The 25,450-nt window shown below is 42.8% G+C and carries 25 protein-coding genes; 3 read left to right on the forward strand and 22 right to left on the reverse strand.

Going from position 1 to position 25,450, the window contains the following annotated elements; genetic code table 11:
* Positions 1 to 50: 50 nt before the first annotated feature.
* The 4 genes from ACOSV2_RS08085 to rnz are packed head-to-tail and all read right to left on the reverse strand — an operon-like array spanning position 51 to position 2,317.
* The gene (locus tag ACOSV2_RS08085; protein WP_428974681.1) at positions 51 to 806 is read right to left on the reverse strand and encodes a GNAT family N-acetyltransferase; all 756 of its coding nucleotides are present in this window, start codon (positions 804 to 806) and stop codon (positions 51 to 53) included.
* A gap of 26 nt (positions 807 to 832) precedes the next feature.
* Positions 833 to 1,114: a histidine phosphatase family protein gene (locus ACOSV2_RS08090; protein WP_428974682.1), complete on the reverse strand. Its 282-nt coding sequence runs from the start codon at positions 1,112 to 1,114 to the stop codon at positions 833 to 835.
* Positions 1,115 to 1,137: 23 nt separating this feature from the next.
* Entirely contained in the window at positions 1,138 to 1,380 is a 243-nt protein-coding gene (locus ACOSV2_RS08095; RefSeq protein ID WP_428974683.1) for a histidine phosphatase family protein, read from the reverse strand.
* Between the two features lie 10 nt (positions 1,381 to 1,390).
* The gene (rnz, locus tag ACOSV2_RS08100; protein WP_428974684.1) at positions 1,391 to 2,317 is read right to left on the reverse strand and encodes a ribonuclease Z; all 927 of its coding nucleotides are present in this window, start codon (positions 2,315 to 2,317) and stop codon (positions 1,391 to 1,393) included.
* An 843-nt stretch (positions 2,318 to 3,160) separates the two neighbouring features.
* Between rnz and zwf the strand changes: the two genes are divergently transcribed.
* Together zwf and ACOSV2_RS08110 are read left to right on the forward strand one after the other, a co-directional pair.
* A complete protein-coding gene (zwf, locus tag ACOSV2_RS08105) occupies positions 3,161 to 4,663 on the forward strand; it encodes a glucose-6-phosphate dehydrogenase (RefSeq protein WP_428974685.1) in 1,503 nt (500 codons plus the stop codon).
* Positions 4,664 to 4,679: 16 nt separating this feature from the next.
* Complete coding sequence (locus tag ACOSV2_RS08110) at positions 4,680 to 5,300, forward strand: cyclase family protein (protein ID WP_428974686.1); 621 nt, start codon at positions 4,680 to 4,682, stop codon at positions 5,298 to 5,300.
* Positions 5,301 to 5,361: 61 nt separating this feature from the next.
* Here the strand turns inward: ACOSV2_RS08110 and ACOSV2_RS08115 are convergent, their stop codons facing one another.
* From ACOSV2_RS08115 to mce, 9 genes are all read right to left on the reverse strand, one after another.
* A complete protein-coding gene (locus tag ACOSV2_RS08115; protein WP_428974687.1) occupies positions 5,362 to 5,925 on the reverse strand; it encodes an ATP-binding protein in 564 nt (187 codons plus the stop codon).
* A gap of 109 nt (positions 5,926 to 6,034) precedes the next feature.
* Positions 6,035 to 7,051, reverse strand: a complete 1,017-nt coding sequence (locus ACOSV2_RS08120; RefSeq protein WP_428974688.1) for a serine hydrolase domain-containing protein — start codon at positions 7,049 to 7,051, stop codon at positions 6,035 to 6,037.
* 45 nt (positions 7,052 to 7,096) lie between these two features.
* On the reverse strand, positions 7,097 to 7,657 hold the full coding sequence (locus ACOSV2_RS08125; protein ID WP_428974689.1) for a GNAT family N-acetyltransferase: 561 nt from the start codon (positions 7,655 to 7,657) through the stop codon (positions 7,097 to 7,099).
* Positions 7,658 to 7,931: 274 nt separating this feature from the next.
* Positions 7,932 to 9,338 (reverse strand): NADP-dependent phosphogluconate dehydrogenase, encoded by a 1,407-nt coding sequence (gene gndA, locus ACOSV2_RS08130; protein WP_374054247.1) that lies wholly within the window; start codon positions 9,336 to 9,338, stop codon positions 7,932 to 7,934.
* 200 nt (positions 9,339 to 9,538) lie between these two features.
* Complete coding sequence (locus ACOSV2_RS08135; RefSeq protein WP_428974690.1) at positions 9,539 to 10,792, reverse strand: DNA polymerase IV; 1,254 nt, start codon at positions 10,790 to 10,792, stop codon at positions 9,539 to 9,541.
* A 21-nt stretch (positions 10,793 to 10,813) separates the two neighbouring features.
* Positions 10,814 to 11,284, reverse strand: a complete 471-nt coding sequence (locus ACOSV2_RS08140; protein ID WP_428974691.1) for a chemotaxis protein CheW — start codon at positions 11,282 to 11,284, stop codon at positions 10,814 to 10,816.
* 280 nt (positions 11,285 to 11,564) lie between these two features.
* Entirely contained in the window at positions 11,565 to 12,689 is a 1,125-nt protein-coding gene (locus ACOSV2_RS08145) for a tripeptidase T (RefSeq protein ID WP_113967540.1), read from the reverse strand.
* Between the two features lie 76 nt (positions 12,690 to 12,765).
* Positions 12,766 to 14,313: an acyl-CoA carboxylase subunit beta gene (locus tag ACOSV2_RS08150; protein ID WP_428974692.1), complete on the reverse strand. Its 1,548-nt coding sequence runs from the start codon at positions 14,311 to 14,313 to the stop codon at positions 12,766 to 12,768.
* Between the two features lie 4 nt (positions 14,314 to 14,317).
* The gene (gene mce, locus ACOSV2_RS08155) at positions 14,318 to 14,731 is read right to left on the reverse strand and encodes a methylmalonyl-CoA epimerase (protein WP_428974693.1); all 414 of its coding nucleotides are present in this window, start codon (positions 14,729 to 14,731) and stop codon (positions 14,318 to 14,320) included.
* A 190-nt stretch (positions 14,732 to 14,921) separates the two neighbouring features.
* Between mce and prli42 the strand changes: the two genes are divergently transcribed.
* The gene (gene prli42 / locus ACOSV2_RS08160; protein ID WP_428974694.1) at positions 14,922 to 15,017 is read left to right on the forward strand and encodes a stressosome-associated protein Prli42; all 96 of its coding nucleotides are present in this window, start codon (positions 14,922 to 14,924) and stop codon (positions 15,015 to 15,017) included.
* A gap of 50 nt (positions 15,018 to 15,067) precedes the next feature.
* Here the strand turns inward: prli42 and ACOSV2_RS08165 are convergent, their stop codons facing one another.
* From ACOSV2_RS08165 to ACOSV2_RS08205, 9 genes are all read right to left on the reverse strand, one after another.
* The gene (locus ACOSV2_RS08165; protein WP_428974695.1) at positions 15,068 to 15,571 is read right to left on the reverse strand and encodes a L,D-transpeptidase; all 504 of its coding nucleotides are present in this window, start codon (positions 15,569 to 15,571) and stop codon (positions 15,068 to 15,070) included.
* Positions 15,572 to 15,592: 21 nt separating this feature from the next.
* The gene (locus tag ACOSV2_RS08170; protein WP_428974696.1) at positions 15,593 to 16,579 is read right to left on the reverse strand and encodes an aromatic acid exporter family protein; all 987 of its coding nucleotides are present in this window, start codon (positions 16,577 to 16,579) and stop codon (positions 15,593 to 15,595) included.
* 107 nt (positions 16,580 to 16,686) lie between these two features.
* Positions 16,687 to 17,403, reverse strand: coding sequence for an amino acid ABC transporter ATP-binding protein (locus tag ACOSV2_RS08175; protein ID WP_428974697.1), 717 nt, complete (start codon positions 17,401 to 17,403; stop codon positions 16,687 to 16,689).
* Positions 17,396 to 18,055: an amino acid ABC transporter permease gene (locus ACOSV2_RS08180; RefSeq protein ID WP_299738251.1), complete on the reverse strand. Its 660-nt coding sequence runs from the start codon at positions 18,053 to 18,055 to the stop codon at positions 17,396 to 17,398. Before ACOSV2_RS08180 ends, ACOSV2_RS08175 begins: the two co-directional genes overlap by 8 nt.
* A gap of 68 nt (positions 18,056 to 18,123) precedes the next feature.
* Positions 18,124 to 18,900: a transporter substrate-binding domain-containing protein gene (locus tag ACOSV2_RS08185; RefSeq protein WP_428974698.1), complete on the reverse strand. Its 777-nt coding sequence runs from the start codon at positions 18,898 to 18,900 to the stop codon at positions 18,124 to 18,126.
* Between the two features lie 586 nt (positions 18,901 to 19,486).
* Positions 19,487 to 19,924 (reverse strand): BrxA/BrxB family bacilliredoxin, encoded by a 438-nt coding sequence (locus tag ACOSV2_RS08190; protein WP_113967527.1) that lies wholly within the window; start codon positions 19,922 to 19,924, stop codon positions 19,487 to 19,489.
* A gap of 117 nt (positions 19,925 to 20,041) precedes the next feature.
* The gene (gene meaB, locus ACOSV2_RS08195; protein ID WP_428974699.1) at positions 20,042 to 21,079 is read right to left on the reverse strand and encodes a methylmalonyl Co-A mutase-associated GTPase MeaB; all 1,038 of its coding nucleotides are present in this window, start codon (positions 21,077 to 21,079) and stop codon (positions 20,042 to 20,044) included.
* Complete coding sequence (gene scpA, locus ACOSV2_RS08200) at positions 21,079 to 23,235, reverse strand: methylmalonyl-CoA mutase (RefSeq protein ID WP_428974700.1); 2,157 nt, start codon at positions 23,233 to 23,235, stop codon at positions 21,079 to 21,081. The genes meaB and scpA overlap by 1 nt, the downstream gene beginning before the upstream one ends.
* Positions 23,222 to 25,003 (reverse strand): methylmalonyl-CoA mutase family protein, encoded by a 1,782-nt coding sequence (locus ACOSV2_RS08205; protein ID WP_428974701.1) that lies wholly within the window; start codon positions 25,001 to 25,003, stop codon positions 23,222 to 23,224. The genes scpA and ACOSV2_RS08205 overlap by 14 nt, the downstream gene beginning before the upstream one ends.
* Between the last annotated feature and the right edge of the window lie 447 nt (positions 25,004 to 25,450).

Raw genomic sequence — 25,450 nt, forward strand, 5'->3', positions numbered from 1 at the left:
TCAGACATAATAAGAGAGCTGCATGCCAACGGGCGTGCAGCTCTCTTATTTTATTCATATACTTTTTGGACTTCATACCTGAACCCTAAACAACGATAGTTTTGTTTTTGATACATCAATCTCGGTGTATCCTCTCCATCCGCTACCAGAATCACGGTTTTTTCGGGAAACCGTCTCATGACGAACTGTTGCAGCCTGCTGCCGATACCCTTCTTTTGAAACGATTCCTGAACCATCAGTCCATCGATTTCTGCCGTCCCGTCTTCAATGATCACATCCACGGATCCAGCCGGGGTCCCCTTATAGAAAGCGAGGAGCTGCAAAAAACGGGGGTTTTGAAAATTCCTCTTATGCATGTCGACCTTTTGATTAGCAAAGGCTTCACCGTATTCAAGATCCTCCCTATATTGAAATGCCAGGTACGCATCCAATTCCCTGTCGGTAACCACTTTCACTTCAATATCAGGATGGTCTTCTATAGAAGGAAATTGACCAGGTTCTATACTGTATAGTTCATTAAATCCTGATTCATACCCTTCACGTTTAAAGTAATCCATAAACTCCTCTGTTGGTTTTGTATCCCGGGGAAAATAAAATTTCACATGCTTTTGCCCTTTTGATTGATGAAATTCTCTTAAAAAGTGAGCAGCCTCTTTAAATTCAGCCAGGGTTGGATGTTTTTTGAACTCAAGAAAGTTACTATCATACCTTGTTAACATTTCTGGAAAATGAATATGTTTATAGAGATCATTCTCTCCTATTTCATGCCCTGGATAATAAATATGGTCAAATGTGATTTCCTTCATTCGTACTCCCCTTTTCCTTTATGAACTTACTCCCAGATCCGTTGAACAGTTGCCTCGTCTTCTTCGACTTTTACTACATATACATCAGGATTGGAAAGTGCAAACAGCTCATCATATCCGTACTTCTCATCGAACAATCTCAAAAGCAGCGTCGTTAAGTTTCCATGACTCACACACACCACATGATCTTCTTCTTTTTCTAATACGTTTTCTATAAAAGACCTTGCTCTCTCCATTGCCTGCTGATTCGATTCTCCACCAGGTAAAACAAGTGAAAAGTCATCAAAGCTCTTCTTTAACTTTTCCATCCAATCAGGAAGCTCCCGATCACTTAATCACTTAATACTCTTTCTCCCAATCGATCGTCTTCTTGAATCGGTAATGGGGTCTGTTTGGCAAAGGGTGCTATAGTCTCTATGGCTCTTACAAAAGGACTCGAATAGATTGCCTCAATCGACCGGTTTTCCAGAAATGCTGCCAATTCGACCGCTTGCTGTTTCCCTACCTCCGTTAAAGGCGAATGAAAAGGCTGCCCTTCGGCTTTCGCATGGCGCACCAAATAAATCGTCTTCATTTGCTTCCCCTCACTTCTTTACAGGTATTACGTACTCCATGAAATCTTTTGCGATATAGGATTCTGGAAAGGCTTCCCTTGCTTCCCTCTCCAACTCTTCCCATGACTCTTTTGCATATCGGGAAGAAATATGGGTTAAAAACAGCAATTTAGCCCCCGCTTGTAAAGCGGTCTCTCCTGCTTGCTTTGTCGTCGAATGGAAATATTCACGGGCCATTTCCGCCTGATCCCGATTGAAGGTCGCTTCATGAATGAGTACATCTGCTGACCTTCCTAAATCGACAGCACTTGGACAAACCCTGGTGTCTCCAAGGACCGTCACAACCCGTCCTGGAATCGAAGGTCCAAGAAAATCCTCTCCATTGAGTTCAGTGCCGTCCTCCAGCTGAACAGCTTCACCTAATTTTAATTTTTTGTAGACGGGCCCAGGTTGAATACCTCTTTTCTGTAATTGATCAACTTGAAGGACACCCGGTTTATCCTTTTCCACCACACGGTATCCGAAGGTAGGAAGAGCATGATCCAGCCCCCTTGCTTCAACAATAAACCCTTCATCTTCAAAGACGGTCCCTTCTTCGATCTCGATCACTTCAAGGGGATATAGAAGATGTGTCCGGCTGACTGATAGAGACACGTGGATATACTCTTTGATTCCCTTGGGTCCATATACCGTAAGCTGGGACTCTCCACCTTGAAAGGAGCGGCTGCCTAATAATCCCGGCAGCCCGTATATATGATCCCCGTGTAAGTGGGTAATGAAAATCTTCTCAATTCTTCTCGGTTTCAAGCTAGTATGTAAAATTTGATGCTGCGTTGCTTCCCCACAATCAAAAAGCCAAACCGCACCGCGTTCTTCTAATAATTTCAAAGCAACACTGGTTACATTTCGAAGTTTAGCGGGTACTCCTGCCCCGGTTCCTAAAAATAATAATTCCAACTTATTCACTCCTATGATGAGCCATACTGCCACTATTTTAGCACATCCAACGATTATTTACCTTTCTCTCCCATCGTTCATCCCGCATTATCTCCCCCTGAAACATAAATGAGTAATAAGAACGTGAATTAAAGCCAATATAATGACGTAGAGATTCTGCATAAAACGTTTTCATGTTTTTGAAAATGGCTCTTTTCATAAAGTTTGTTGCTACCTTAGAGAAGAAAGTAGAAGTTGATTTCCGCTACAGGATGCTCGCTTTCCGCGGGGCTGGCGGTGAGCCTCCTCGGCTGCACCTCCGGGGTCTCACCTGTCCAGCTATTCCCGCAGGAGTCGAGCATCCTGCAGCGAGAATCAACTTTCTGAGCATGTATCCTTAAAAAAAATGAATAAATACAAGAATTTTAGCAAACAACCTCATTAAAGGTGAGTAGAGGTCATTTTCTTTTTAAGAAAGACTAACTTTGTTTTATTAGATTTTCTTCTAACACCTTTTAGCTCTGTCATGAAAATCTCTTAACGATGGTGAGGGGAACTGCGTAGACTCCTGCGGAAGTACGGGCGTGCCGAGACCCCGGAAGCGAAGCTGAGGAGGCTCGGCCGAACGTCCGCGGAAAGCGAAGCAGTTCCCCTCACCATCCATCACATACTGATTGACAGAGCGAAAGCAGACTTTTTGTTAAAAAACAACAATCTTTGCGAAAAAAGCATAATAAAAAAAGTCATCAGCATATAATTTGCTAATTGAACCATAAGTCTTTAAAATTAAGTAATTGTATAGGATATTAAATAAGAAGACATACATTAAACAAGCTAGCAACAAGATAAAGTGAGGTCATGACATTGAATAATTCAACTACACCATCATCTCTCATTACGATTTTTGGAGCCACTGGTGATTTAGCCAAAAGAAAGCTGTATCCGTCTCTTTATCATTTATTCCGTAAAGGGAAAATTTCGAAGCGTTTTGCCGTTGTAGGGGTAGCACGCCGTGAATGGTCGAATGAAGAGTTCCAGGAACACGTCAAAACATCGGTACATAAAGCATTAGGCAGCAACGAAAACATAGATGAGTTCGTCTCTCATTTCTACTATCAGCCGAATGATGTTTCAAACAGTGACTCGTATAAAGCGTTGAAGCACCTTTCTGATGAGCTGGATGAAACATATGAATTAGAAGGAAATCGTATTTTCTACCTGGCGATGGCTCCTGAATTCTTCGGAACGATTACAGAGCAGCTGAAGAATCAAGGTGTAACCGATACAAACGGTTTCCAACGACTGGTCATCGAAAAACCATTCGGTCACGACCTGCCTTCAGCCGAAAAACTGAACAGCCAAATCCGCGAATCGTTCTCTGAGGATCAAATTTATCGTATCGACCACTATCTTGGAAAAGAAATGGTTCAAAACATCGAAGTCATCCGCTTCGCCAATGCGATGTTTGAACCCCTATGGAACAACCGTTACATCTCCAATATCCAGGTCACTTCCTCTGAAGAGCTTGGTGTCGAAGATCGTGGACGCTATTACGAAAAAAGTGGGGCTCTTCGCGATATGGTTCAAAACCATCTGCTTCAAATGGTTGCGTTACTTGCCATGGAGCCTCCAATCAAATTGACGACAGACGAAATCCGCAGTGAAAAAGTCCGTGTATTACGATCCCTGCGTCCGTTTGAACATGATGAAGTGAAAGATTATTTCGTGCGGGGTCAATATGGTCCTGGAACATCCGGTAATCAGAATCTGCCAGGTTATCGCGAAGCAGAGAACGTGGATGATCACTCCAATACCGAAACGTATGTTGCCGGGAAACTGATGATCGATAACTTCCGTTGGGCAGGCGTTCCGTTCTACATCCGCACAGGAAAGAGAATGGAAACAAAGTCAACGAAAATTGTCATCCAATTCAAAGATATCCCAATGAATCTGTATTACAATCCGGACAAGCCACTGGCACCGAATTTATTGGTGATTCACATTCAGCCTGAAGAAGGAATCACTCTGCACTTAAACGTGAAAAAATCCGGACAAAACATTGAAACGACTCCTGTGAAACTAAACTTTGCCAATACCAGTATAGACGGGATGAACACGCCGGAAGCATACGAAAAACTTTTATTCGATTGCCTGCGCGGGGATGCAACCAACTTCACTCATTGGGATGAAGTGAAGTTATCCTGGGCATTCGTCGATAAGATTTCTGAAGTATGGGAACATACACGTGACGGAGAATTCCCGAACTACGAAGCAGGATCAATGGGTCCGAAAGCAGCCGACAACCTGCTGGCTAAAGATAGCTTCTACTGGTGGCCAATTGCGAATCTAGACGTAGACCAATGCTAAGGAAGGTGTGGAAATAATGAAAATTTATGATGTAACAGCCCCAATCTTTAACGGAATGCCGGTTTATAAGAACAAACCGGAAAAACAACCTACGATCGATACAAAAACGACTGGTCATGTAACAGAGTCCCGCATCTCAATGGATGTTCATACAGGAACACATGTAGATGCTCCCCTTCACATGATCAACGACGGTGAAACAATCGAAACGATCGATATCGAGCAGCTCGTTCGTCCCGTTAAAGTATTCGACCTAACAAAAGCAGATGAGAAAATCAGCCTCAAAGATATCGAAGGATTAGAAATTGAAGAGAATGATTTCATCCTCTTTAAAACAAAAAATTCATGGGATACCGAATTCAACTTTGAATTCATCTATGTAGCAGAAGATGCAGCGGCGTACCTTGCAGACAAAAAAATCTCAGGGGTTGGAATCGATGCACTTGGTATCGAAAGAGCCCAGGAAGGACACCCTACTCACCGCAGCTTAATGGGAAGCGGCGTCATCATCATGGAGGGACTTCAACTGAAAGACATTGAAGCCGGACAATACTTCATGGTTGCCGCTCCACTAAAGATTGAAAACACCGACGCATCACCTGCACGTGTGTTGTTGTTTGATGAATTGATCGGGTGATACTCGAAAACGACTCTCTAGTATACTAGGGAGTCGTTTTTTTGATTTGTTAAAAATGCACCTATCTTCTACTATGAGAAACGTTTATTATCTTCCCAATGACACTTTCCAAGTCATCGGAATGTCTGATGACATATAAATAATCAGCTTCTCCTTCGCCAGGTGAGGCTACATCTTTGAAGTAACCATCAGTCTGTTGACGTTTTAGCACTTCTTCAAAAGTAGTGGCGCTCCTGAAGATGCCTGTACTACGCTCACTGTTTGCCACTCTGGCTTGAAGTACCCGTTCTGGGATATCCAAATGGACGAGGATCGTGGTTAACCCCTTCTGATTGAAATGCTCCAATAACTTCAACCGTCCACTGCGGCTCAGATTCGAATTACAGAGAATGAGGTGTAATGAAGTCTCATTCATGGCGTAGTCGACAATGGTTCGACTGACGGCATACTTGAGCGTATTAGGGCCTTCCATTGGAAGCAGATCCCTATAAAAGGTGTTGATGAATTCTGCATGGTTATCCTGATCGATCACAACGGAATTCGGCAATTGTTCTTCCAGGCTCCTGGCAAAGGTTGATTTTCCGCTATGGGTTTTACCGACTGTCACGATTACTAGCCTTGACATGAATGGACCTCCAATTCGAAGTGAAAACTCGTTCTCCAGATTTTCTTTTATCTTAGATATTTAGTTTCTTTATGTTTCCTTTGTAAATCCTCCTGCTATAGTCACTCATTTATAAATTATAAGCCCTATACACGTCCCCAATGATCCCTTTTAATTGATGAACACCCAAGTCTGTATTGGTCATGACGACCAATCCCCTTTCCAAGTGAGGATAGGCCACCATCATACATTGAAAACCTACGCCCCATCCAAGCGATGATATCTCCATACCCTTATCGTTTTGATCCAGGAAGACCCCTAGTCCGGTCCACGCCTTACCACCTTGTGGATGGATCATTTCAGCTGCTTTACTGGACGAAATTTTGAGTTTGCTTTTCCCTTTTAACGCATGCACGAGTTCAACCACTACAAGGGATAGGTCTGTTGGGGTTGTCCACAGTCCAGAACCAGCAGGATACGGATAAATTGGATATTTGCCTTCCACTACTTTTCCATCACTCGTATGACCGCAAGAGACGTTTTGAAATTGAGGACTAAATGTACTATTTTTCATATGTAATGGCTGAAAAAGACGTTCCCTCATGACTTCCGAAAAAGGTTTCCCTGTTACGTCTTCAATCAACAGTTGAATGATACAAAAGCCTGCATCAGAATAATGAAAGTCGCTTTCAGGCTCATATTTCAATTCAATAGGGACCTTACAATAAGCGGTTTTGCCTTGTAACAAATCAACCATCGTCGGCGTTCCGAATTTCGGATCGAGTTCAATGAAGCTACCTTCAGGATCGACAACCCCCGATTGGTGACTAAGTAGATTTCTTAAGGTAACGTTTCCATTATATCCATGTAGAGGGACCTTCCATGAAGTTAGCATTTTATTTACATCCTCATCTACATCCAGAATACCTTGTTCCGTCAGGATCATAACCAACATGGAGGTTAGAAATTTACTGATTGAACAGGCACTGAAAATCGAATCACATTCCACCCGTTTATCCGTTTCTGCTTCGAGTAACCCCAAGCATTCTGTACTGCTGATGCTGCCCCCCTCAATGACTGCCATGCTTAATCCCGTTACTCCATACTCTTTCATGCGCTTTTGTATGTTGATCATTTGTGGTTTCATCATATCCCCCATCGTTCTATTAAATATGTTCCGGCTCCAGCAAACTCACGACCTGAAGTTGATGGAAACATCTTTCATCGATTTCTTCCATATCATATGATCAGACCCGTTACCCCAATAATCCTTCAGCCAATAATCAGGCTGCCCAAATTTTTTCATCCATATCTTTTGGGCAACGCCATAACCACTATCCAGACAGAATTCCTGGATTCCTTTGTTTAGAAAAGTAAGGAACATGACATTTAATAGTAATGTCCCTACACCACGCCCTTGATGATCGGGATGCACAAACACCGTTCCGACTTCATATATCTCATTCAATGCCCCGTCAGTACAGGTGCGAATCAGTTCACTGGCAGGACCGTATTCAATGGTGCCGATGATGTCATCGTTCTTTTCTGAAGCGATTAGAAAGTATCGGTTCGTCCCACTAGTGTCCAAGTCATTTTTTAAGTATTGTTTCTTGCTCTCTATTTCACTTTCGATGTCATCAAACAGCTCCGCTAGACCTTCTATGGCAAAGGTATGCTTTATGACTGTAGAAAAAAATTGATTCAGTTCTTCCTGCTCTTCTATTCGTGGTCTTCTTATTTCAATGGTAGGCACTGAAAATCACTCCTTGATAACCTGAAAAATGAGAGGGTCCAGAACTCTATTCCCCCTCATGTTCTGTAACATATCGTTGAAATTTCAAATATATATCTCTTTCATTCATTATGTGTTAAGTAGTTCCCTTTTGATTTCACCCACATGAATGGCCTGCTTTTCTTATGTAATATTATGGTATCATATCCCACCTCTCTCATACGATAGAATGTTTTATATATCTTTCAAAAATAAAAACCCCTCTCCTAATAGGAAAGGGGTTATACTCAACTGATTATTTCATCCACTCAGTATGGAAAGTACCTTCTTTGTCGACGCGCTCATACGTATGGGCACCGAAGTAATCACGCTGAGCCTGGATCAGGTTTGCAGGAAGGGTTTCTGTACGGTAGCTATCGTAGTAAGACAGTGCGGCAGAGAAGCCGGGTACCGGTACACCATTTTGGACGGCTACGCTGATGACTTCGCGAAGTGCATATTGGTAACTTTCTACGATCTCTTTGAAATAAGGATCTAATAGAAGGTTTGAAAGATTTGATTCACGGTCGTAAGCTTCTTTGATCTTTTGCAGGAATTGAGCACGGATGATGCATCCTCCGCGGAAGATCATTGCGATATCCCCGTATTGAAGATCCCATTTGTACTCATCAGATGCAGAGCGCATTTGTGCGAATCCTTGAGCATACGAACAAATCTTGCTCATGTAAAGAGCTTTACGGATTGATTCAACCAACGCTTTTTTATCGCCTTGGAATGGTTTCGTGTCTGGTCCTTTCAGCATTTTGCTTGCTTTCACACGTTCATCTTTAATGGCTGAGATGAAACGGGCAAAGACAGACTCAGTGATGATCGGTAAGGAAACACCGAGGTCTAATGAACTCTGGCTTGTCCATTTTCCTGTACCCTTTTGCCCTGCTTTATCCAGGATGACATCGACCATCGGTTTTCCTGTCTCCTCATCTTTCTTCGTGAAGATATCTGCTGTGATTTCGATGAGATAACTATCAAGCTCGCCTTTATTCCAGTCGGCAAACACTTCATGCAGTTCCTCGGCGCTTAAGCCCAGGACATTTTTCATCAGGAAGTAGGATTCTGCGATCAGCTGCATATCTCCGTACTCGATGCCGTTGTGCACCATTTTCACATAGTGACCCGCGCCATCAGGACCTATATACGTCGTACAAGGGTCTCCATCGACTTTAGCTGCAATGTCTTTCAGGATAGGAGCGACTAGGTCGTACGCTTCCTTCTGTCCACCAGGCATGATGGAAGGACCAGTAAGAGCACCTTCTTCTCCACCGGAGACACCCGTTCCGATAAAGTGAATACCTAATTCGCTTAGTTCGTGATTGCGGCGGCGCGTATCTTCGAAGAACGTATTTCCTCCGTCAATCAGAATGTCCCCTTTTTCCAGGAACGGCTTTAATTGTTCAATGGTTGCATCAGTTGGATTTCCTGCTTTCACCATCAAGAGGATTTTTCTAGGCTTTTCCAGGGAATTAACGAATTCTTCAATCGTATATGTAGGAACGACATTCTTTCCTTTAGATTCACTTATCATTTCATCCGTTTTTTCACGGGAACGATTATATACAGAAACAGAATACCCTCTGCTCTCAATATTCCAAGCTAAGTTTTTACCCATTACGGCTAAACCGATAACACCAATTTCTTGAGACATGAATTAACATCCTTTCATTTATAGAATACTGGTTTTCACCTTTTTAAAACTATCAACATTATGTAGAAAACTCCTGTTGATTCGTTTTTCAATATCTGTATTTCGCACTCTATTTCAATCTAACAAGAATAGTGTGGTGATGCAAATAATCCGTTTGAAGTGTTCGCTATCTACCTTAAGGTGTCCTCTTTCATCCTGGGTCATTCCCTCAGAAAGTCTTTGTTGAAGCTTGTGTCCTGTTTAGAGTCAAAGGTCTTCTTCTTGTTCTTCCCTTTTATTCCTTGGGAGATGGAATCTTTCCCGAACTTTTCCTGAAGCTGTGATAATACATTATAAAGCGGTTCCTTTTCTGCAGCCTTTTTATAAGAGAATAGGTCCAGTTGTTCGGTTGCTTCACTCTTTTCCACTATATCCTGGGCGGTGACCCCCAAAAGTCTTACGGGATCTCCATCCCAGTGCTTCAACAATAAGTCTTTCGCATAATGAAATAAATCTTCTTTTTTATATATCGGATTTTCCAGCTTCTTGCTTCTAGTAATGGTTTTTCTGAATTTATCCCTGATCATGAGCTGGATGGTCATCCCCAGAACGTCTTTCTGCAGCAGGCGTGACGACACTTTTGCACATAGTTTCTCTACAACCATTAACAGCTCGTGTTGGTTCGTTGTATCCTTTGGTAAAGTAGTGGAGTTTCCAACGCTTTTATAATCATAGATCGAATCAGGGTCCACGCTTCGCCTATCGATCCCGTTGACGCGTTCTTTGAGACGTAGACCATTGATTCCAAGCACTGACTTCAGCTGTATATCATTTGCATGAGCGAGGTCATGGCAGGTATGAATACCGAACGAATTGAGCTTTTCGGCGGTCTTCTGTCCAATGCCGTGCATTTGGATGACAGGAAGGGGCCAAAGCTTTTCAGGGATATCACGCTTTCTTAATACGGTGATTCCCATGGGTTTTTTCATATCTGAGGCGGTTTTCGCCAGGAATTTGTTAGGGGCAACCCCGATGCTGCAGGGGAGATCGAGTTGACCTTTAATTTGGGATTGAATGTCTGACGCAATTTGTAACGGAGTTCCTTTTTCAAAGGAGTCCGTGATATCCAGATATCCCTCATCAATCGAGACGGGCTCCACTAATTCTGAATATTGTCTGAGGATATCAAATATTCCTTTGGAGGCTGCGCGGTAACGGTCAAAGTTAGGTGTCATGATAATGAGCTCGGGGCACAGTTTTTTGGCTTCCCAAAGAGGCATTGTCGTTTTTACTCCGAAGCTTCTCGCTTCGTAGCTGCATGTTACGATAATGCCTCGTCTCTCTTGGGGATTCCCGGCAATAGCTAATGGCTTGCCCCTCAATGTAGGGTCAAAAGCCATCTCAACAGAGGCATAAAAGCTATTCATATCCACATGAAGGATCACTCGTCCGTTTTTTGGATAATGTGAGTTCATTTAAATCGCGGCTTTCTTTGTCTAATTTTGATGGGTTTTTTGCTCGTTCACGTAATCCTTTATCTCTCTAATACCTTCTAAACTCTTTATTAAAACATCGGGGTCAATCTGGGTGATGAGCGAGTCTTCAAGATTGATGATTCCTGAGAAATAGTTTGTTTTTGAATACGCAAGTAAACCTACGTTTGTAAAGGAGTCATTCGGTACTTCGAGAATTTCTTTCGCTTCCTTTACGACCAAACCGATCTGCATTGTTTCTGTGTGAACGACGAGAAGAAACATTCCTGTTTCTGCATCTGCATTCGTGTTATAAAGGATATTTGCTAAATCCAGGACAGGGATCAGCTCTCCCCTTACCTTTACAAGTCCATGGACAAATGAAGGCAGATGAGGAATGGCTCTCACTTCTTCCACTTTTTCAATCGACACTACGTTCTCAATCGGTAGAGCATATTCTTCTTTTCCAGCATGAAAAACAACTACTTTCGGCATTGTATAACGTCCCCTCTTAAACTTCTGATATGTATACTATTAATGTACCATATTTTAGAAAGGTTAGGTAAAAGAAGAAAATGTCCGCGTTCAAAGGGGGAACCTTTGAACGCGGACATTTGAATGTATCGATGAGCTGTCCAGCTCCGCTTTTCTTTTTGTCCAGCTCCGGCGGCTAGGCCCTCGAGGTCATAAGTTAAATCTGGCAAAAAGGCAAAAAACGCTTTTCCGCCAGATTCATCTTATGCTTGTCGGGCCTGAGCAAGCCGCCTCCGCTTTTCTATTCCCCAGCTACCTCTTGAATGATTGCTACAACCATTTCTGAGAGCTTGTTCAGTTCTTCAACGGGCATTCTTTCGCTCTTCGTATGGATTTCCTCGTATCCTACTGCCAAATTGACCGTCGGCACTCCGAAACCTGCGATGACGTTGGCGTCACTTCCGCCTCCGCTTGTCAAAAGCTCGCTTGGACGACCGATTTTCTTCGCGGCGCGTTTTGCCACTTCGACTACTTCGTCACCGTCTTTGAATTTGAAGCCTGGATACATCACCTGTACTTCAACTTCCGCTTTTCCACCCATTTCTTCTGCTACGGATTGGAATGCAGCTTTCATCTTTTCTACTTGAGCTTCCATTTTTTCAGGGACGAGTGAACGTGCTTCTGCAAGGATATCCGCTTGTTCACATACGATGTTCGTTGCTTTTCCACCTTCAAAGCGTCCGATGTTTGCAGTCGTTTCTTCGTCGATGCGGCCGAGTGGCATTTTGGAAATCGCTTTAGCCGCAATCGTGATGGCAGAAACGCCTTTTTCAGGAGCTACCCCGGCATGTGCTGTTTTCCCATATATCGTCGCTCTCACTTTCGCTTGTGTAGGAGCGGCCACGATGATATTTCCGACTTTCCCATCACTATCTAGGGCGAAACCGTATTTCGCTTTTACAAGAGTTGAATCCAGTGCTTTCGCTCCGACTAATCCTGATTCTTCCCCTACTGTAATGATGAACTGGATATCACCATGCGAAATATTGTTCTCTTTAAGTACGCGTACAGATTCAAGCATCGTTGCAAGACCCGCTTTATCATCGGCTCCAAGAATGGTCGTGCCGTCAGAGTAAATATAGCCATCATCTTTAAGGGTTGGCTTAACCCCTTTCGCAGGAACAACTGTATCCATATGGGAAGTGAAGTAGATGGTATCCACGCCTTCTTTGTTTCCTTTCAGCGTACAGATCAGGTTTCCGGCACCGTGGCCCGTTTCGCCCATCGTGTCATCTTCAAATACCTCTACACCCAAGTCAGAGAATTTTTGCTTTAGTACTTTCGCGATTTCCGCTTCTTCTTTCGTTTCAGAATCGATTTGAACCAATTCCAGGAATTCATTTAGTAAACGTTCATGATTAATCATTTAGTCGACCTCCACAATTATGTATTCACTTCTATAGTATAGCGTGAATAGGCGGGTTCAACAAATGGTATCGCTTCTACAATGGAATATTTCCGTGCTTTTTCTTTGGTCTCTCTTCCCGTTTATTTCTCATCATTTCCAATCCTTGAATCAATTTGATCCGGGTTTCACGAGGATCAATGACGTCATCCACCATACCACGGGACGCTGCCACATATGGATTAGCGAATTTCTCACGGTACTCTTCAATCTTTTGCTCCCGGAGCTGTTCAGGATTCTCACTGCCTGCAATTTCCCTTGCAAAAATAATATTCGCTGCTCCCTGTGGACCCATGACGGCAATTTCTGCATTAGGCCATGCAAAAACTAAATCAGCCCCGATGGACTTACTGTTTAGGGCAACATAGGCACCTCCATAGGCTTTTCGTAAAATCACCGTCATTTTTGGAACCGTCGCTTCTGAATAGGCATAGAGGATTTTCGCACCGTGACGGATGATACCGCCATGCTCCTGCTTGATTCCAGGAAAGAAGCCTGTTACATCTTCAAAGGTGATCAACGGAATATTGAAGGAATCACAGAAACGGATAAAACGGGCTGCTTTGTCAGAGGAATCAATGTCGAGTCCTCCTGCCATGAATTTCGGCTGATTACAGACAAGTCCTACGACCTCTCCTTTGATCCGGGCCAAACCTACGACGATATTTTTCGCAAATTCTTTCTGAACCTCCATAAAGCTGTCTTCATCCACAATTTCATTGATGACCGTACGGACGTCGTACGGACGGATAGCATCGAATGGAATCAGGTCCGTTAAGTTCCCACGATAGTCATCTTCTCCATCCACTTCCAGACGAGGAGGCTTCTCCTCATTATTTTGGGGTAAATACGCTAATAGCCTTCGAACCTCGAGAAGCACCTCTTCTTCTGTTTTCCCTCTGAAATGAGCATTTCCGCTGATGGAGTTATGGACCTTCGCACCGCCTAAATCTTCTGAGCTGATCTTCTCACCCGTGACTGTTTCAATTACTTTAGGTCCTGTGATGAACATTTGACTCGTATCGTCTACCATGAACACAAAATCCGTGATGGCCGGTGAATAAACCGCTCCCCCTGCGCAAGGTCCCATGATCACGGAGATTTGTGGAATCACTCCAGAATAAATGGAGTTTCGATAGAAGATATGTCCGTATCCATCTAAAGAAACGACTCCTTCTTGAATTCTTGCACCACCAGAATCATTTAAACCAATGAAAGGCGCACCATTTTTGACTGCCAGATCCATGACATTTGAAATCTTCTTTGCATGCATTTCCCCCAATGCGCCGCCAAATACGGTGAAATCCTGAGAAAATAAGTAGATGGGTTTTCCATTTACTTTTCCATAACCTGTAACGACTCCATCTCCAGGGCCCTGAACCCCATCCAGTCCAAAGTCTGAACAGCGATGCTCAATGAATGGATTCAGTTCAACAAAGCTGCCCGGATCCACTAAAATATCAATTCGTTCTCTCGCCGTCAGTTTTCCTTTTTCGTGCTGCTTATCTATTTTTTTATCTCCGCCGCCTAATTCTACTTCTCTTCTGCGATCATACAATTCATTAATTTTTTCATAGATATCCATTATGTTACTCCCCTTTGATGTTTGATTTATCACATAGTTCATATAGTACACCGTGCGCTGACTTTGGATGCATGAAGGCAACAGCAGCTCCGCCAGCCCCAGGTTTTGGCGTTTCGTTGATCATTCGGACTCCACTCACTTGCAGTTCCTTGATTCGTTCTTCAATTCCTTCAACACCAAAGGCGATATGGTGAATGCCTTCTCCCTTTTTTTCGATGAACGTGGCAATCGGACTTTCCTTATGTAATGGTTCAAGTAATTCAAGCTTAATATTTCCACCATCAATAAATGCTACTTTCACACCTTGACTTCCCACTTCTTCGATCTTGACGAGTGAAAGCCCAAGAGTATCTTCGTAAAATGGAAGAACATTGTCTATTGATGATACTGCTATACCGATATGGTCTACCTTTTTCATCCCTATCATCCCCCTGTTGTTTACATGCTCCACCCGTATAGTATTCGATAAATGTTGTCGAATCCCCTCCTAATCCCGCGAATAATTAAAGCGTTTTCTTTTATGCCAATGGTTGTTTTCTCTCACTATTCACGTTAAAATAGAGTTGAAAATCGCCTCTTTAAGGTGAGATGAAGAATGGAGAGATACAATGGGTAATAAAAAATTACAAAAAATAATTGTATTTGTCATGTTGTTTGCGATGGTTGCATCGACGATCATGGCGGGACTGACTTTCTTATTATAATAGAAAAATAAAGGATCTGCTTTTCGACCGGGTCGATTAGCAGATCCTTTTTATTTTATCGCACCGTAATCTTTTCCCAGCTGATAGAAGCTTTTGTTCGATTTGACGACTAGAACCTTTGTTCCGACCGGCACCTGATCAAACAGATATTCGACATGTTTGTTGTGCATTCGGATGCATCCATTTGAGATATATTTGCCTATGCTTGAAGGTTGATTCGTTCCATGGATTCCATAGATCCTTCCATCTGTCCCCAACGCGTCAAACCCGATCCATCTCGAACCCAATGGATTACGCGGATCTCCACCGGGGATATTCTTCTTGCGATAATAAGGGTTCTTGGCTTTGACTGTTACATTAAAGAGTCCTTCAGGGGTGAGGGTCGTCGTTTTCCCTGTTCCTACCGGGAATGTGCGCTGAATCTTCCCGTCATCCATGTAAGCTAATTGGTTACTTTCCTTGTTCACGATAATAAACGGATCCCCGGGCAGTGGATTCCTTCCAAGAGGCCATATGGGAGAAGCGAACAAGATAATGGCAAGAAGTATACGCATCCTATCACCTTTTTTCGTGTTTTAGGTGTAGTTTACTTCTTTTTGATCATTTTCATCCTTCTTTATTCCTTTAAACGAACTTTTCAGAAGAAGATACTGCTCCATCTCTTGAACAAATTGATAGAGAGCGGCGCGGGTTTCAAATTCTTCCCTCGTCTTCGGTAAATCCATCTGTTCAAACTCCACTTTCATATCATACAATTTTTTCAAATAAAACAAGGCCGTGTTTCCCGGATGTATGTGATCACTGAGCTCATCCAGAAATTCTGCAATCCGATGTCCCTGTTCTACCGTCAATGAGATCGATGTCGCAATAGGTAAAATACGCTGTAGGATTTCGAACTGTTTTTCCCTCATTTTAAAATACAAATAATATAAGTTCTCATGTCGTAAAAAGTGATTTTCAACATCTTTGAATGCTATGGTCTTCGCTTCTTTAAGTAATTGTTCTGTTTCAGTGATTTCTTTTCCATCCCATTGGCTATCGTTTGTTCGCAGGTAGTTGATCATTTCACAAAAGATTTTATAGAAATTGGATTCAATCTTTTCTTGATATTCGATCATCTCTTTATCAACACTTGGCATATACAAATTCATAATAAGAGCGATCCCGATCCCAATCACAATGATTCCTAATTCATTTTGAAAAAGGCCGGGGGTCACGTTACCTGCCGAATAAATATGTAAAATGATAACGGAACTGGTGACGATTCCTTCTTTGATATTCAGGGCTACCGTAATCGGAATGAACACGAGTAATAACAAGCCGATTACGGCAGGATGATAGGCAATGAACTCAAAGAACGCAGCCGAAATCACCATGGCGATCACACAGGCCAGGAAACGGCTCCATGACGCGTTAACCGATTTCTTCTTCGTATTCTGAATGCACAGTATCGTCAAAATCCCGGCTGATACAAAGTTATCCAGCTGAAACCACTGTGCAATACTGATCGCAACCGCTGTGCCGATCCCAGTCTTAAGTGTTCGATACCCGATTCGAAACATTCACTTTTCTCCTAACTCTTTCTTTTTTTAGCTACTTTAGAATACCATAATTCCCCTTGAACATAAAAAGGAGGATTAACGAAACGGTTCGCTAATCCTTCCATCGTCTAAAGTATTTTTTCTAAGAATTCTTTTCCCCGATCGCTTTGCGGGTTCGAGAAAAACGGAAGAGGCTCTCCTTCTTCGACAATCCTTCCATCATCCATGAATAAGACTCTGTCTGCCACCTCTCTGGCAAAGCCCATTTCATGGGTGACAATGATCATCGTCATCCCTGAATGAGCGAGTGATTTCATGACTTCCAGCACCTCTTTGACCATTTCCGGATCCAGTGCAGATGTCGGTTCGTCAAAAAGCATCACTTTCGGTTCCATGGCAAGTGCCCTTGCGATCGCCACACGCTGCTTTTGGCCTCCTGATAAACGGTTTGGGTATTCATCACATTTTTCTTTCAAACCGACTTTTGTCAGGAGGTCCGTCCCTAATTTTCTAGCTTCTGTTTTGTTCAGCCCCTTCACTTTCACTGGAGCGTAGATCACGTTTTCCAACGCTGTCATATGAGGAAAAAGATGAAAATGCTGAAATACCATGCCTATATCTTGTCTCATTTTGCTTATAGTTTTGCTTTTCACAACAGCTTCTTCAAAGTATATCGATCCTGAGGTTGGCTCCTCTAAATAATTCAGGCAGCGGAGAAGAGTGGATTTCCCGGAACCGGAAGGACCGATCAATGCGACAACCTCCCCTTTTTCCACGGAAAAATCGATACCTTTTAATACCTGAAGCTTTCCAAACGACTTTGTAATCTTTTCTGCTTTAATCATTTCCACGTAGTCTCCCTTCCAGCGCTTTCCCTAATAAGGTCAGAACCATGACAAGCACATAATAGATCAGTCCCGCAAATAGTAGTGGTTCGAAAAAGGAATACAAATCACTACCTACCATATACGAACGTCTCATCACATCGGCGGCCCCGATAACAGTGACGATGGCAGATTCCTTCGTAAGGGTGATAAATTCGTTCATTAAGGCAGGCAGGATGTTTTTAATGGCCTGAGGCAGAATCACGTCTTTCATCATCAAACGATATGGAACCCCAAGGGCCATGGCCGCTTCCTTTTGACCTTTATCCACTGCATTGATTCCTGCACGGATGATCTCGGAAATATAGGCAGCTGAATTAAGGGAAAAAGAAAGGATGGCTGCTGTATACGGTTCAATCTGAGTTCCAAACAGCTGAGGGGAACCATAAAAGATGATCATTAATTGTAGAACTAAAGGAGTCCCCCGAAATACCGATGTATAAATATCTGCAAGTAATGTTAAAGGTTTGATCGAACTTATTTTACAAAGAGCAAGCAGAATACCGAAAAGGAATCCAAGTATTCCTGCTAACCCGACAATTTTAAGAGTGACCTTCAATCCTTCCAAAATAAAAGGAATCGAAGGGATCAGTTGTTGAAAATCAAGTGGCATTATATTCTCCTCCAATCGTACTGTTAAATAGGAAGGGCTAACCGATGATGGGTTAGCCCTTAATCAATCTACTGTTCTCCGTCAAACCACTTTTCAGCGAGTTTATCCAATTCTCCCGCGTCTTTGAGCTTCTTCAATGCGTCATTGAATTCACTTGTCAGCTCGCTGTCCTTTGGAAGAGCGACTGCAGAACCGGCCTCCTCTTCATTTACATTCATCGTATTTCCTTGAAGCTCGTCGTTCTTGTCCAGATAGCCGTTTGCTACCGTATTTTCGATGATGATGGCGTCAAAACGTCCATTTTGCAAATCCTGGATAAGTTCAGGAATACGGTCACGGGTCTCCACTTCTAATTGAATCGACTTTGAAAGTTCTTCTGCTGCATCCTGCTGGATGGAACCAAGCTGCACTCCTACTGTTTTCCCATCAAGATCCTTTTCACTTTGAATTCCGCTTTCTTTTGTCGAGATGATCATATCCTTCGCCGTGTAGTAGACTTCACTGAAGTCAACGTTCTTTTGTCGCTCCGGAGTTGGCGTCATGGCAGAAAGCACAAAATCCACCTGGCCGGTTTTGAGGGCTGAGATCAATCCGCTGAATTCCATATCCTTGATTTCGATTTCGTACCCCATTTCATCTGCGAGCATATTGGCAAGGTCAATATCGTATCCGATGATTTCATTACTGTTGGCCGTGTCGACATATTCAAAAGGTTTATAATCAGCTGACGTCCCCATGATCAGTTTCTTTGATTCACCCGAAGCCGCCTTCTCTTCTCCTGCTCCGCAAGCTGCAAGACTAGTAGATAGGATCATTAATAATATAAGGGATAATATCTTTTTCATTGTAATTCCTCCTCGATTTTAATGTATAAATATAATATATAATGTATATTAATTACTATATTCGTATTGTAGCAGAGATAAATATTTATTCAATAGTTTTTATAATTATAGATAAATGTTTATATTTTCTGAAAATTAAAGTGGTTTTTATTAAGTTTTTATAAGGTAGAGTAAATAGAGAAGGATGAATATTATTCGAATTATATGCATTAATAGTTGAATTGAGCGTCGTCGAAACTTCTGGCTGTCACAATTGAGGTAAGTTTCACTAATAATTGAGAGGAATTGAGTATGAATCCGGTAAAGAAGGATCATTTTAATGGAGATTTTGGATATGGATAAAGCTTCTCGGCAATTTAAGGATCAAATCCCCCTTCATAATCCTTAATTGCGTCATTTTGGGAGGGAATTGCGTCATTATTTAATTTATTGCGTCGTTTTTCCATTATTTGCGTCATTTTAATAAGGAATTGCGCATTTTGGTAAAAAAAGGAACATCCCAACTCCCAGCTTCCAACCAACATAAAAAACCCGTCAAGCTCCTCACTCTACCTGTGAGAAACCTGACGGGCTATTTTCATCTTACTTATACTTCTTCACAATACTGATCGAAGTAAGATTGAATTTTGTTCACAACCGACATTGGGTCGTGACCTTCAATTTCATGTCGTTCTACCATCGTCAATAGCTTTCCGTCTTTTAATAGAGCAAATGACGGTGAAGATGGCGGGTAGCCGGTAAAGTAGCTTCGCGCTTTCGCAGTGGCTTCTTTATCTTGGCCGGCGAAAACCGTTACCAATTGATCTGGTCGTTTATCATAATGAACGGAATGAGCTGCTGCTGGACGTGCGATTCCTCCGGCGCAACCACAAACGGAGTTGATCATCACGAGTGTCGTACCTTCTTTAGTGAAAGCTTGATCTACTTCTTCTTCGGTTGTTAACTGAGTATAACCGGCTTGTTCGATTTCTTGACGAGCCTGGCGAACAACATCATTCATAAATAAATTGAAATCTATATCCATGCTTGAACTCTCCTTTTAATCGTTGACTTAATCATTCTCCATAAAAACAGGAATTTTGATGTACCCCTATCATAACAATTTCAATCCCTATGTTTCAATTAAAATTAACTAAACATGTCAATGAATTGCATCCTTATATCGCTTTAGCAATTCTTCTACTGCCTGAGAAGTCGTAAAGTCTCCTTCTTTCACACGCTTTTCCATATGAGGAAGGACAGACTTTATGCTTTGATGAAAAAAGAAGTCTGAGAGAACCCTTTCTTTCAACATCGTATGAAACCATTCCTGCTTTTGGAGAAGTCGTCTTTCTTCAAAGACTCCCTGTTCTTTTGTTTGCTTCTCGAACTGTTGAATAACATTCCACAGTTCATTTAATCCCTCATTCTTCAAGGCAGAACAGGTATAAGCCTTTGAGCTCCATCCTTTGGTAGCGGGAATCAAAAAGTGCAGGATCTGGTTCAGCTCTCTTCTTGTTTTCTCAGCCAGAGGTTTATTCTCACCATCCGCTTTGTTGACAAGTAAGGCATCGGCAAGCTCCATGATCCCCTTTTTCATTCCTTGAAGCTCGTCCCCGGCTCCTGTGATGACGAGCAGGAGGAAGAAATCCACCATTTGCCTCACCATCACTTCGCTTTGACCCACTCCAACGGTTTCAATGATCATCAGATCATATCCTGCCGCTTCGCATAAGAGGAGCGTTTCATTGGTTTTCCGGTGTACTCCACCAAGTGTTCCTGCAGTGGGGGAAGGTCTTACAAAAGCACGGGGGTTTTTCGCTAATTGTTCCATCCTTGTTTTATCCCCCAGAATACTGCCCCCGGAAATGGAAGAGCTGGGATCAATCGCAAGGACGGCAACTCGGAGGCCCTGCTCACATAACATCTCCCCGAACGATTCTATAAATGTACTTTTACCTGCTCCCGGCACACCTGTAATGCCGATTCGGAAGCTTTTACCCGTATAGGGCAGGAGCTCCTGCAACAGTTCCTGACCCATGGCATAATGCTGCTCTGCATTGCTTTCAATCAGCGTGATGGCCTTCGCCAAGTAGCTACGGTCTCCATTTAAGACCCCGTCCTTTAATTCGGTAATCGATACAGAATCCTTTTTCTTCTTCACAAACCGCTTTTTTCGCCCTGAATCATGCTCTGCCATTATTCAGTCACTTCCTCATAGCCCAGCACTTCATAAATTTCTTTGATGACTTTTTGGGCAGCAACGGGTATGATCGTCCCTGGTCCAAAAACGGCAGAAGCTCCGTTATTCAATAGGAAGTCATAATCCTTAGCCGGAATCACTCCACCAATGACAACGAGAATGTCTTCTCTGCCTAATTTCTTTAGCTCCCCTACCAGTTGAGGCAGTAGTGTTTTATGTCCTGCGGCTAATGAACTTACACCGATGACATGCACGTCATTTTCAACTGCTTGCAACGCCGTTTCTTCAGGCGTTTGGAACAGTGGTCCGATATCCACATCAAACCCAAGGTCTGCAAACGCCGTGCTAATCACTTTAGCACCTCTGTCATGCCCGTCCTGTCCCATCTTCGCTATAAGGATCCGAGGTCTTCTTCCTTCGTTTTCTAAAAATTCTTCTGTCATCTCTTTCACGACGTTGATTTCTTGTTCATTTGAAAAATTCGAGCTGTACACCCCACTTATACTCCTGATCGTTGCTTTATGTCGTCCTGATACTTTTTCAATGGCATCAGATATTTCTCCCAGTGTCGCCCGTGCTCTCGCTGCCTCTACCGCTTTTTCAAGAAGATTTCCTTCTCCTGTTTCTGCTACCAGCGTTAATGCCTCGAGCGTTTCGATTACTCTATCTTCATTTCGTTCTTCTTTAAGGATTTGAATACGCGCTATTTGTTTTTGTCTTACAACTGTATTATCAATGTCCAGCGTTTCAATCGGGTCTTCCTTGTCCAGGCGATACTTATTTACCCCGACAATCGCTTCATCCCCCGAATCAATCATTGCCTGTCTTCTCGCAGCCGCTTCCTCAATCCGCATTTTCGGCAACCCGGTTTCAATCGCCTTGGTCATCCCGCCAAGCTCTTCGATTTCTTCGATATGCTCCCAGGCCTTCTCCATCAACTGATCGGTCAAGGATTCAACATAATGTGAACCGGCCCATGGATCAATCACTTTCGTAATACCGGTTTCCTCTTGAAGGTAAAGCTGTGTATTACGTGCGATCCGCGCAGAGAAGTCTGTCGGCAGGGCAATCGCTTCGTCCAATGCGTTGGTATGAAGGGATTGCGTATGACCCATAGCAGCCGCGTGGGCCTCAAGCAATGTGCGAATGACATTATTATACGGATCCTGCTCGGTTAAGCTCCAACCTGATGTCTGGGAGTGGGTTCTGAGCGCCAACGATTTCGGATTATCAGGACTGAATGTTTTCATCATTTTCGCCCAGATTCTCCGTGCCGCCCTCATTTTGGCCACTTCCATGAAATAATTCATGCCAATCGCCCAGAAGAATGAAAGTCTTGGTGCAAAGGAGTCGATATCGATCCCTGCCTGCAATCCGGTACGCACATACTCAAGACCATCTGCCAGCGTATAAGCAAGCTCTATATCGGCAGGCGCTCCCGCTTCTTGCATATGGTATCCGGAAATACTGATGCTATTAAACTTCGGCATATGTTTGGACGTATACTCAAAAATATCAGCAATAATCTTCATGGATGTTTCGGGAGGATAAATATAGGTGTTCCGCACCATATATTCTTTTAAAATATCATTTTGAATCGTACCGGACAGTTTCTCCTGCGAAACGCCCTGTTCTTCTGCCGTGACGATATAAAATGCAAGGATGGGCAGCACCGCTCCGTTCATCGTCATGGAAACAGACATTTGATCAAGAGGTATTCCATCAAACAGAATTTTCATATCCAGAATCGAATCAATGGCCACCCCCGCTTTCCCTACATCTCCTACCACCCGGGGATGATCTGAATCATAGCCACGATGAGTAGCTAAATCAAAAGCGACTGACAAGCCTTTTTGACCCATACTTAAGTTTCTTCTATAAAACGCATTGCTTTCTTCTGCTGTTGAAAATCCTGCATATTGCCTTACCGTCCAAGGACGATTCACATACATCGTCGGATACGGTCCCCTTGTAAAAGGAGCCAAGCCTGGAAGGTCTTCTCCATGGGATATATCCTTTGAGTCCTGTTCTGAATAAAGAGATTTAATGACAATCTTCTCATTCGTCTCATAGGTGCTGCCTGTTAGAGAAACATCATTCGTTCCCGCTTCTTTTGAATAAGGGTTGATTTCTTGCCAATCAGGCTTTGTCATTGTCAGTTCCCTCCTCCCAGATGGTTAATAGCCCATCTACTTTTTTAAGTATATTTTGCTTATTGTAAATGGATCCATTCAGTCCGAAGCGAACCCACTCATGCTCATCAGGTATTTTCCCTGCCAGGTCAATCACAATGGTCGAATCAATATGATGAATGGACTCAATCAGCATGGGCAGTTTGCCTTGATATTCTTCCTCTGTTCCACAAACGACATAGTATGGATAACGGGTTTCTTCCACATATTGAAGTACATCTTCCTTAGAGAAGCATTCTTTACTTTGATTCGAATGAATGCCCCCCGTTGCTAAAAATCCTTTCACAAAATCAGCCCGGGGCTTATGGTTTTTCAACTTCCCTAAACCTATTAAGCCTGCCACCGGTTTCCTTGCCAGCTTACATGCCCTTTCTCTTAATCTTTCAAAAGGAAGTGACAAACGCTCACCCACATTTGATGATGGAGCTTGAAATGGTTCCTCAAGATTCGCATAGATATTCGTCCCGATCATCGAGTTCTTTCTTGTGGCTAAATCATGGATGCGGGACTCTCTCACTCTATTTATTTTTTCATGAATGGAACCATTCTTCAGACAGGCAAGAATTCCCCCATCCCCATCAACGTCCTGAAATTCCTTCCATGCACTCTTCCCTACCTCTTCTGATAACCATTCCACATAATAAGAACCGCCTCCAGGGTCCACCACTTTATCCAGATGAGCCTCTTCGCCGAGGATCAGTTGAGTATTCCGGGAAATTCTCTCAGAAAATGCGTTCGCTTCCCCACTCACTTCATTGAACGGTGCAACAAGAAGATAATCGACTCCTGCAAGAACCGCAGAAAACGCTTCTCCACCCCCGCGAAGCATATTGACATACGGATCCAGTGTGGATTTGTTCAATTGAGACGTTTCTCCACTGCAGCTAACAGAATTCGCAATCGCTTGTTCCGAAAGTCCATAAGAGGATAATACCTCTTGCCACAATTTCTTAAAGGCTCTGATTTTGGCTATTTCCATGAAGAAATGGCTTCCTACTGAAAAGTGAAAATGCATCTTCCCGGCAATTTTTTCAATGGTCCATCCCTTTTCTTGAAGTGTTTCAATATAAGCGATCCCTTCACTCAGTCCGTATGCCAATTCCTGCGTGGCACTTGCTCCACTATTATGATAGAGGGCAGAATTAATGATGATGGTCTTCAAATTAGGCAGATGCTCATCTACTTCTTTTACAACCTCCAACCAATCTTCAAACACATGCTCCCGATTTTCATTTATCGGATCAAAGCCCATCACACCTTTGATTTCCTTCAGTTCAGAAATTTTCATCATTCGCTCTATAGAGAAAGCTGTCTTTTTTTCAATGGAAAAGACAGGGGTCTCTAACTCAACGACTTCTTTTATGAATTGATCGAAGCCTTCTGTTATGTCTAAGTCACCTACTTCAAATGAAACACAGTTCTGTCCCCGGGATAATGCATCCTTCATTGATGAAGTGAGTTCTTCCCAGGATCCCCTTTTGACCGGTTGAGCGATGAACCATTTTGGAGCCTGCTCCAACTTCCCTTCAACATTAGGGATATAAGCTTTCACCCTATCTACCCCAGGTAAATCATCCTTCGTGTATAACGGTTTAAGTTCAATATTTTCATAGGTTTTTGTATGTAAGGAACGAATCCCTTTTCCCTTTAATGCTTTTTCAGCTGCTTCTTGCCATTCTGTAAGTGTTCGTCGACTGAATGATTGTTCTTTCATATCACTAAGCTTCATAATACCCCTCTTTCGACTTGCATGATTGTAATCGTTTACATTTTCACTCTTACTAAACCAGCATGAGTGCTCATTGAAAATTCGAAATGTTTATACTAATACTATTTTAGTATATAAAAAAAAACGTATTTCTTCAATCTCTCTGGTAAATGAATCAAAAAAGAAGGCTCTTTTCGTATAGTTTGTTGCTATTGTAGAGAAGAAAGTAATAGTTGATTTCCGCTCCAGGATGCTCGCTTTCCGCGGGGCTGGCGGTGAGCCTCCTCGGCTACGCCTCCGGGGTCTCACCTGTCCAGCTATTCCCGCAGGAGTCGAGCTTCCTTCCGCTCCAATCAACTGTCTGAGCATGTATCCTTAATGGAAACAATTAAAACAAGAATTTAGCAAACAAGCTCATTTAAGGTAAGTAGAGATTGATTTTCCTTTTTTAGAAAGAAGGATTATTTT

The sequence above is a fragment of the Rossellomorea sp. DUT-2 genome, assembly GCF_052665285.1.

Coding starts and splice junctions, on each gene's coding strand:
- ACOSV2_RS08135 (WP_428974690.1), bottom strand. CDS start 10,792: ATGAACTCACATTATCCAAAAAACGGACGAGTGATCCTTCATGTGGAT.
- ACOSV2_RS08185 (WP_428974698.1), bottom strand. CDS start 18,900: ATGAAAAAGATATTATCCCTTATATTATTAATGATCCTATCTACTAGT.
- ACOSV2_RS08085 (WP_428974681.1), bottom strand. CDS start 806: ATGAAGGAAATCACATTTGACCATATTTATTATCCAGGGCATGAAATA.
- ACOSV2_RS08140 (WP_428974691.1), bottom strand. CDS start 11,284: ATGCCGAAAGTAGTTGTTTTTCATGCTGGAAAAGAAGAATATGCTCTA.
- ACOSV2_RS08165 (WP_428974695.1), bottom strand. CDS start 15,571: ATGCGTATACTTCTTGCCATTATCTTGTTCGCTTCTCCCATATGGCCT.
- ACOSV2_RS08120 (WP_428974688.1), bottom strand. CDS start 7,051: ATGAAACCACAAATGATCAACATACAAAAGCGCATGAAAGAGTATGGA.
- prli42 (WP_428974694.1), top strand. CDS start 14,922: ATGGGTAATAAAAAATTACAAAAAATAATTGTATTTGTCATGTTGTTT.
- ACOSV2_RS08190 (WP_113967527.1), bottom strand. CDS start 19,924: ATGGATATAGATTTCAATTTATTTATGAATGATGTTGTTCGCCAGGCT.
- meaB (WP_428974699.1), bottom strand. CDS start 21,079: ATGGCAGAGCATGATTCAGGGCGAAAAAAGCGGTTTGTGAAGAAGAAA.
- mce (WP_428974693.1), bottom strand. CDS start 14,731: ATGAAAAAGGTAGACCATATCGGTATAGCAGTATCATCAATAGACAAT.
- ACOSV2_RS08095 (WP_428974683.1), bottom strand. CDS start 1,380: ATGAAGACGATTTATTTGGTGCGCCATGCGAAAGCCGAAGGGCAGCCT.
- ACOSV2_RS08180 (WP_299738251.1), bottom strand. CDS start 18,055: ATGCCACTTGATTTTCAACAACTGATCCCTTCGATTCCTTTTATTTTG.
- ACOSV2_RS08110 (WP_428974686.1), top strand. CDS start 4,680: ATGAAAATTTATGATGTAACAGCCCCAATCTTTAACGGAATGCCGGTT.
- ACOSV2_RS08115 (WP_428974687.1), bottom strand. CDS start 5,925: ATGTCAAGGCTAGTAATCGTGACAGTCGGTAAAACCCATAGCGGAAAA.
- ACOSV2_RS08150 (WP_428974692.1), bottom strand. CDS start 14,313: ATGGATATCTATGAAAAAATTAATGAATTGTATGATCGCAGAAGAGAA.
- ACOSV2_RS08170 (WP_428974696.1), bottom strand. CDS start 16,579: ATGTTTCGAATCGGGTATCGAACACTTAAGACTGGGATCGGCACAGCG.
- ACOSV2_RS08175 (WP_428974697.1), bottom strand. CDS start 17,403: ATGATTAAAGCAGAAAAGATTACAAAGTCGTTTGGAAAGCTTCAGGTA.
- ACOSV2_RS08145 (WP_113967540.1), bottom strand. CDS start 12,689: ATGATTAATCATGAACGTTTACTAAATGAATTCCTGGAATTGGTTCAA.
- gndA (WP_374054247.1), bottom strand. CDS start 9,338: ATGTCTCAAGAAATTGGTGTTATCGGTTTAGCCGTAATGGGTAAAAAC.
- scpA (WP_428974700.1), bottom strand. CDS start 23,235: ATGACAAAGCCTGATTGGCAAGAAATCAACCCTTATTCAAAAGAAGCG.
- ACOSV2_RS08090 (WP_428974682.1), bottom strand. CDS start 1,114: ATGGAAAAGTTAAAGAAGAGCTTTGATGACTTTTCACTTGTTTTACCT.
- ACOSV2_RS08205 (WP_428974701.1), bottom strand. CDS start 25,003: ATGAAGCTTAGTGATATGAAAGAACAATCATTCAGTCGACGAACACTT.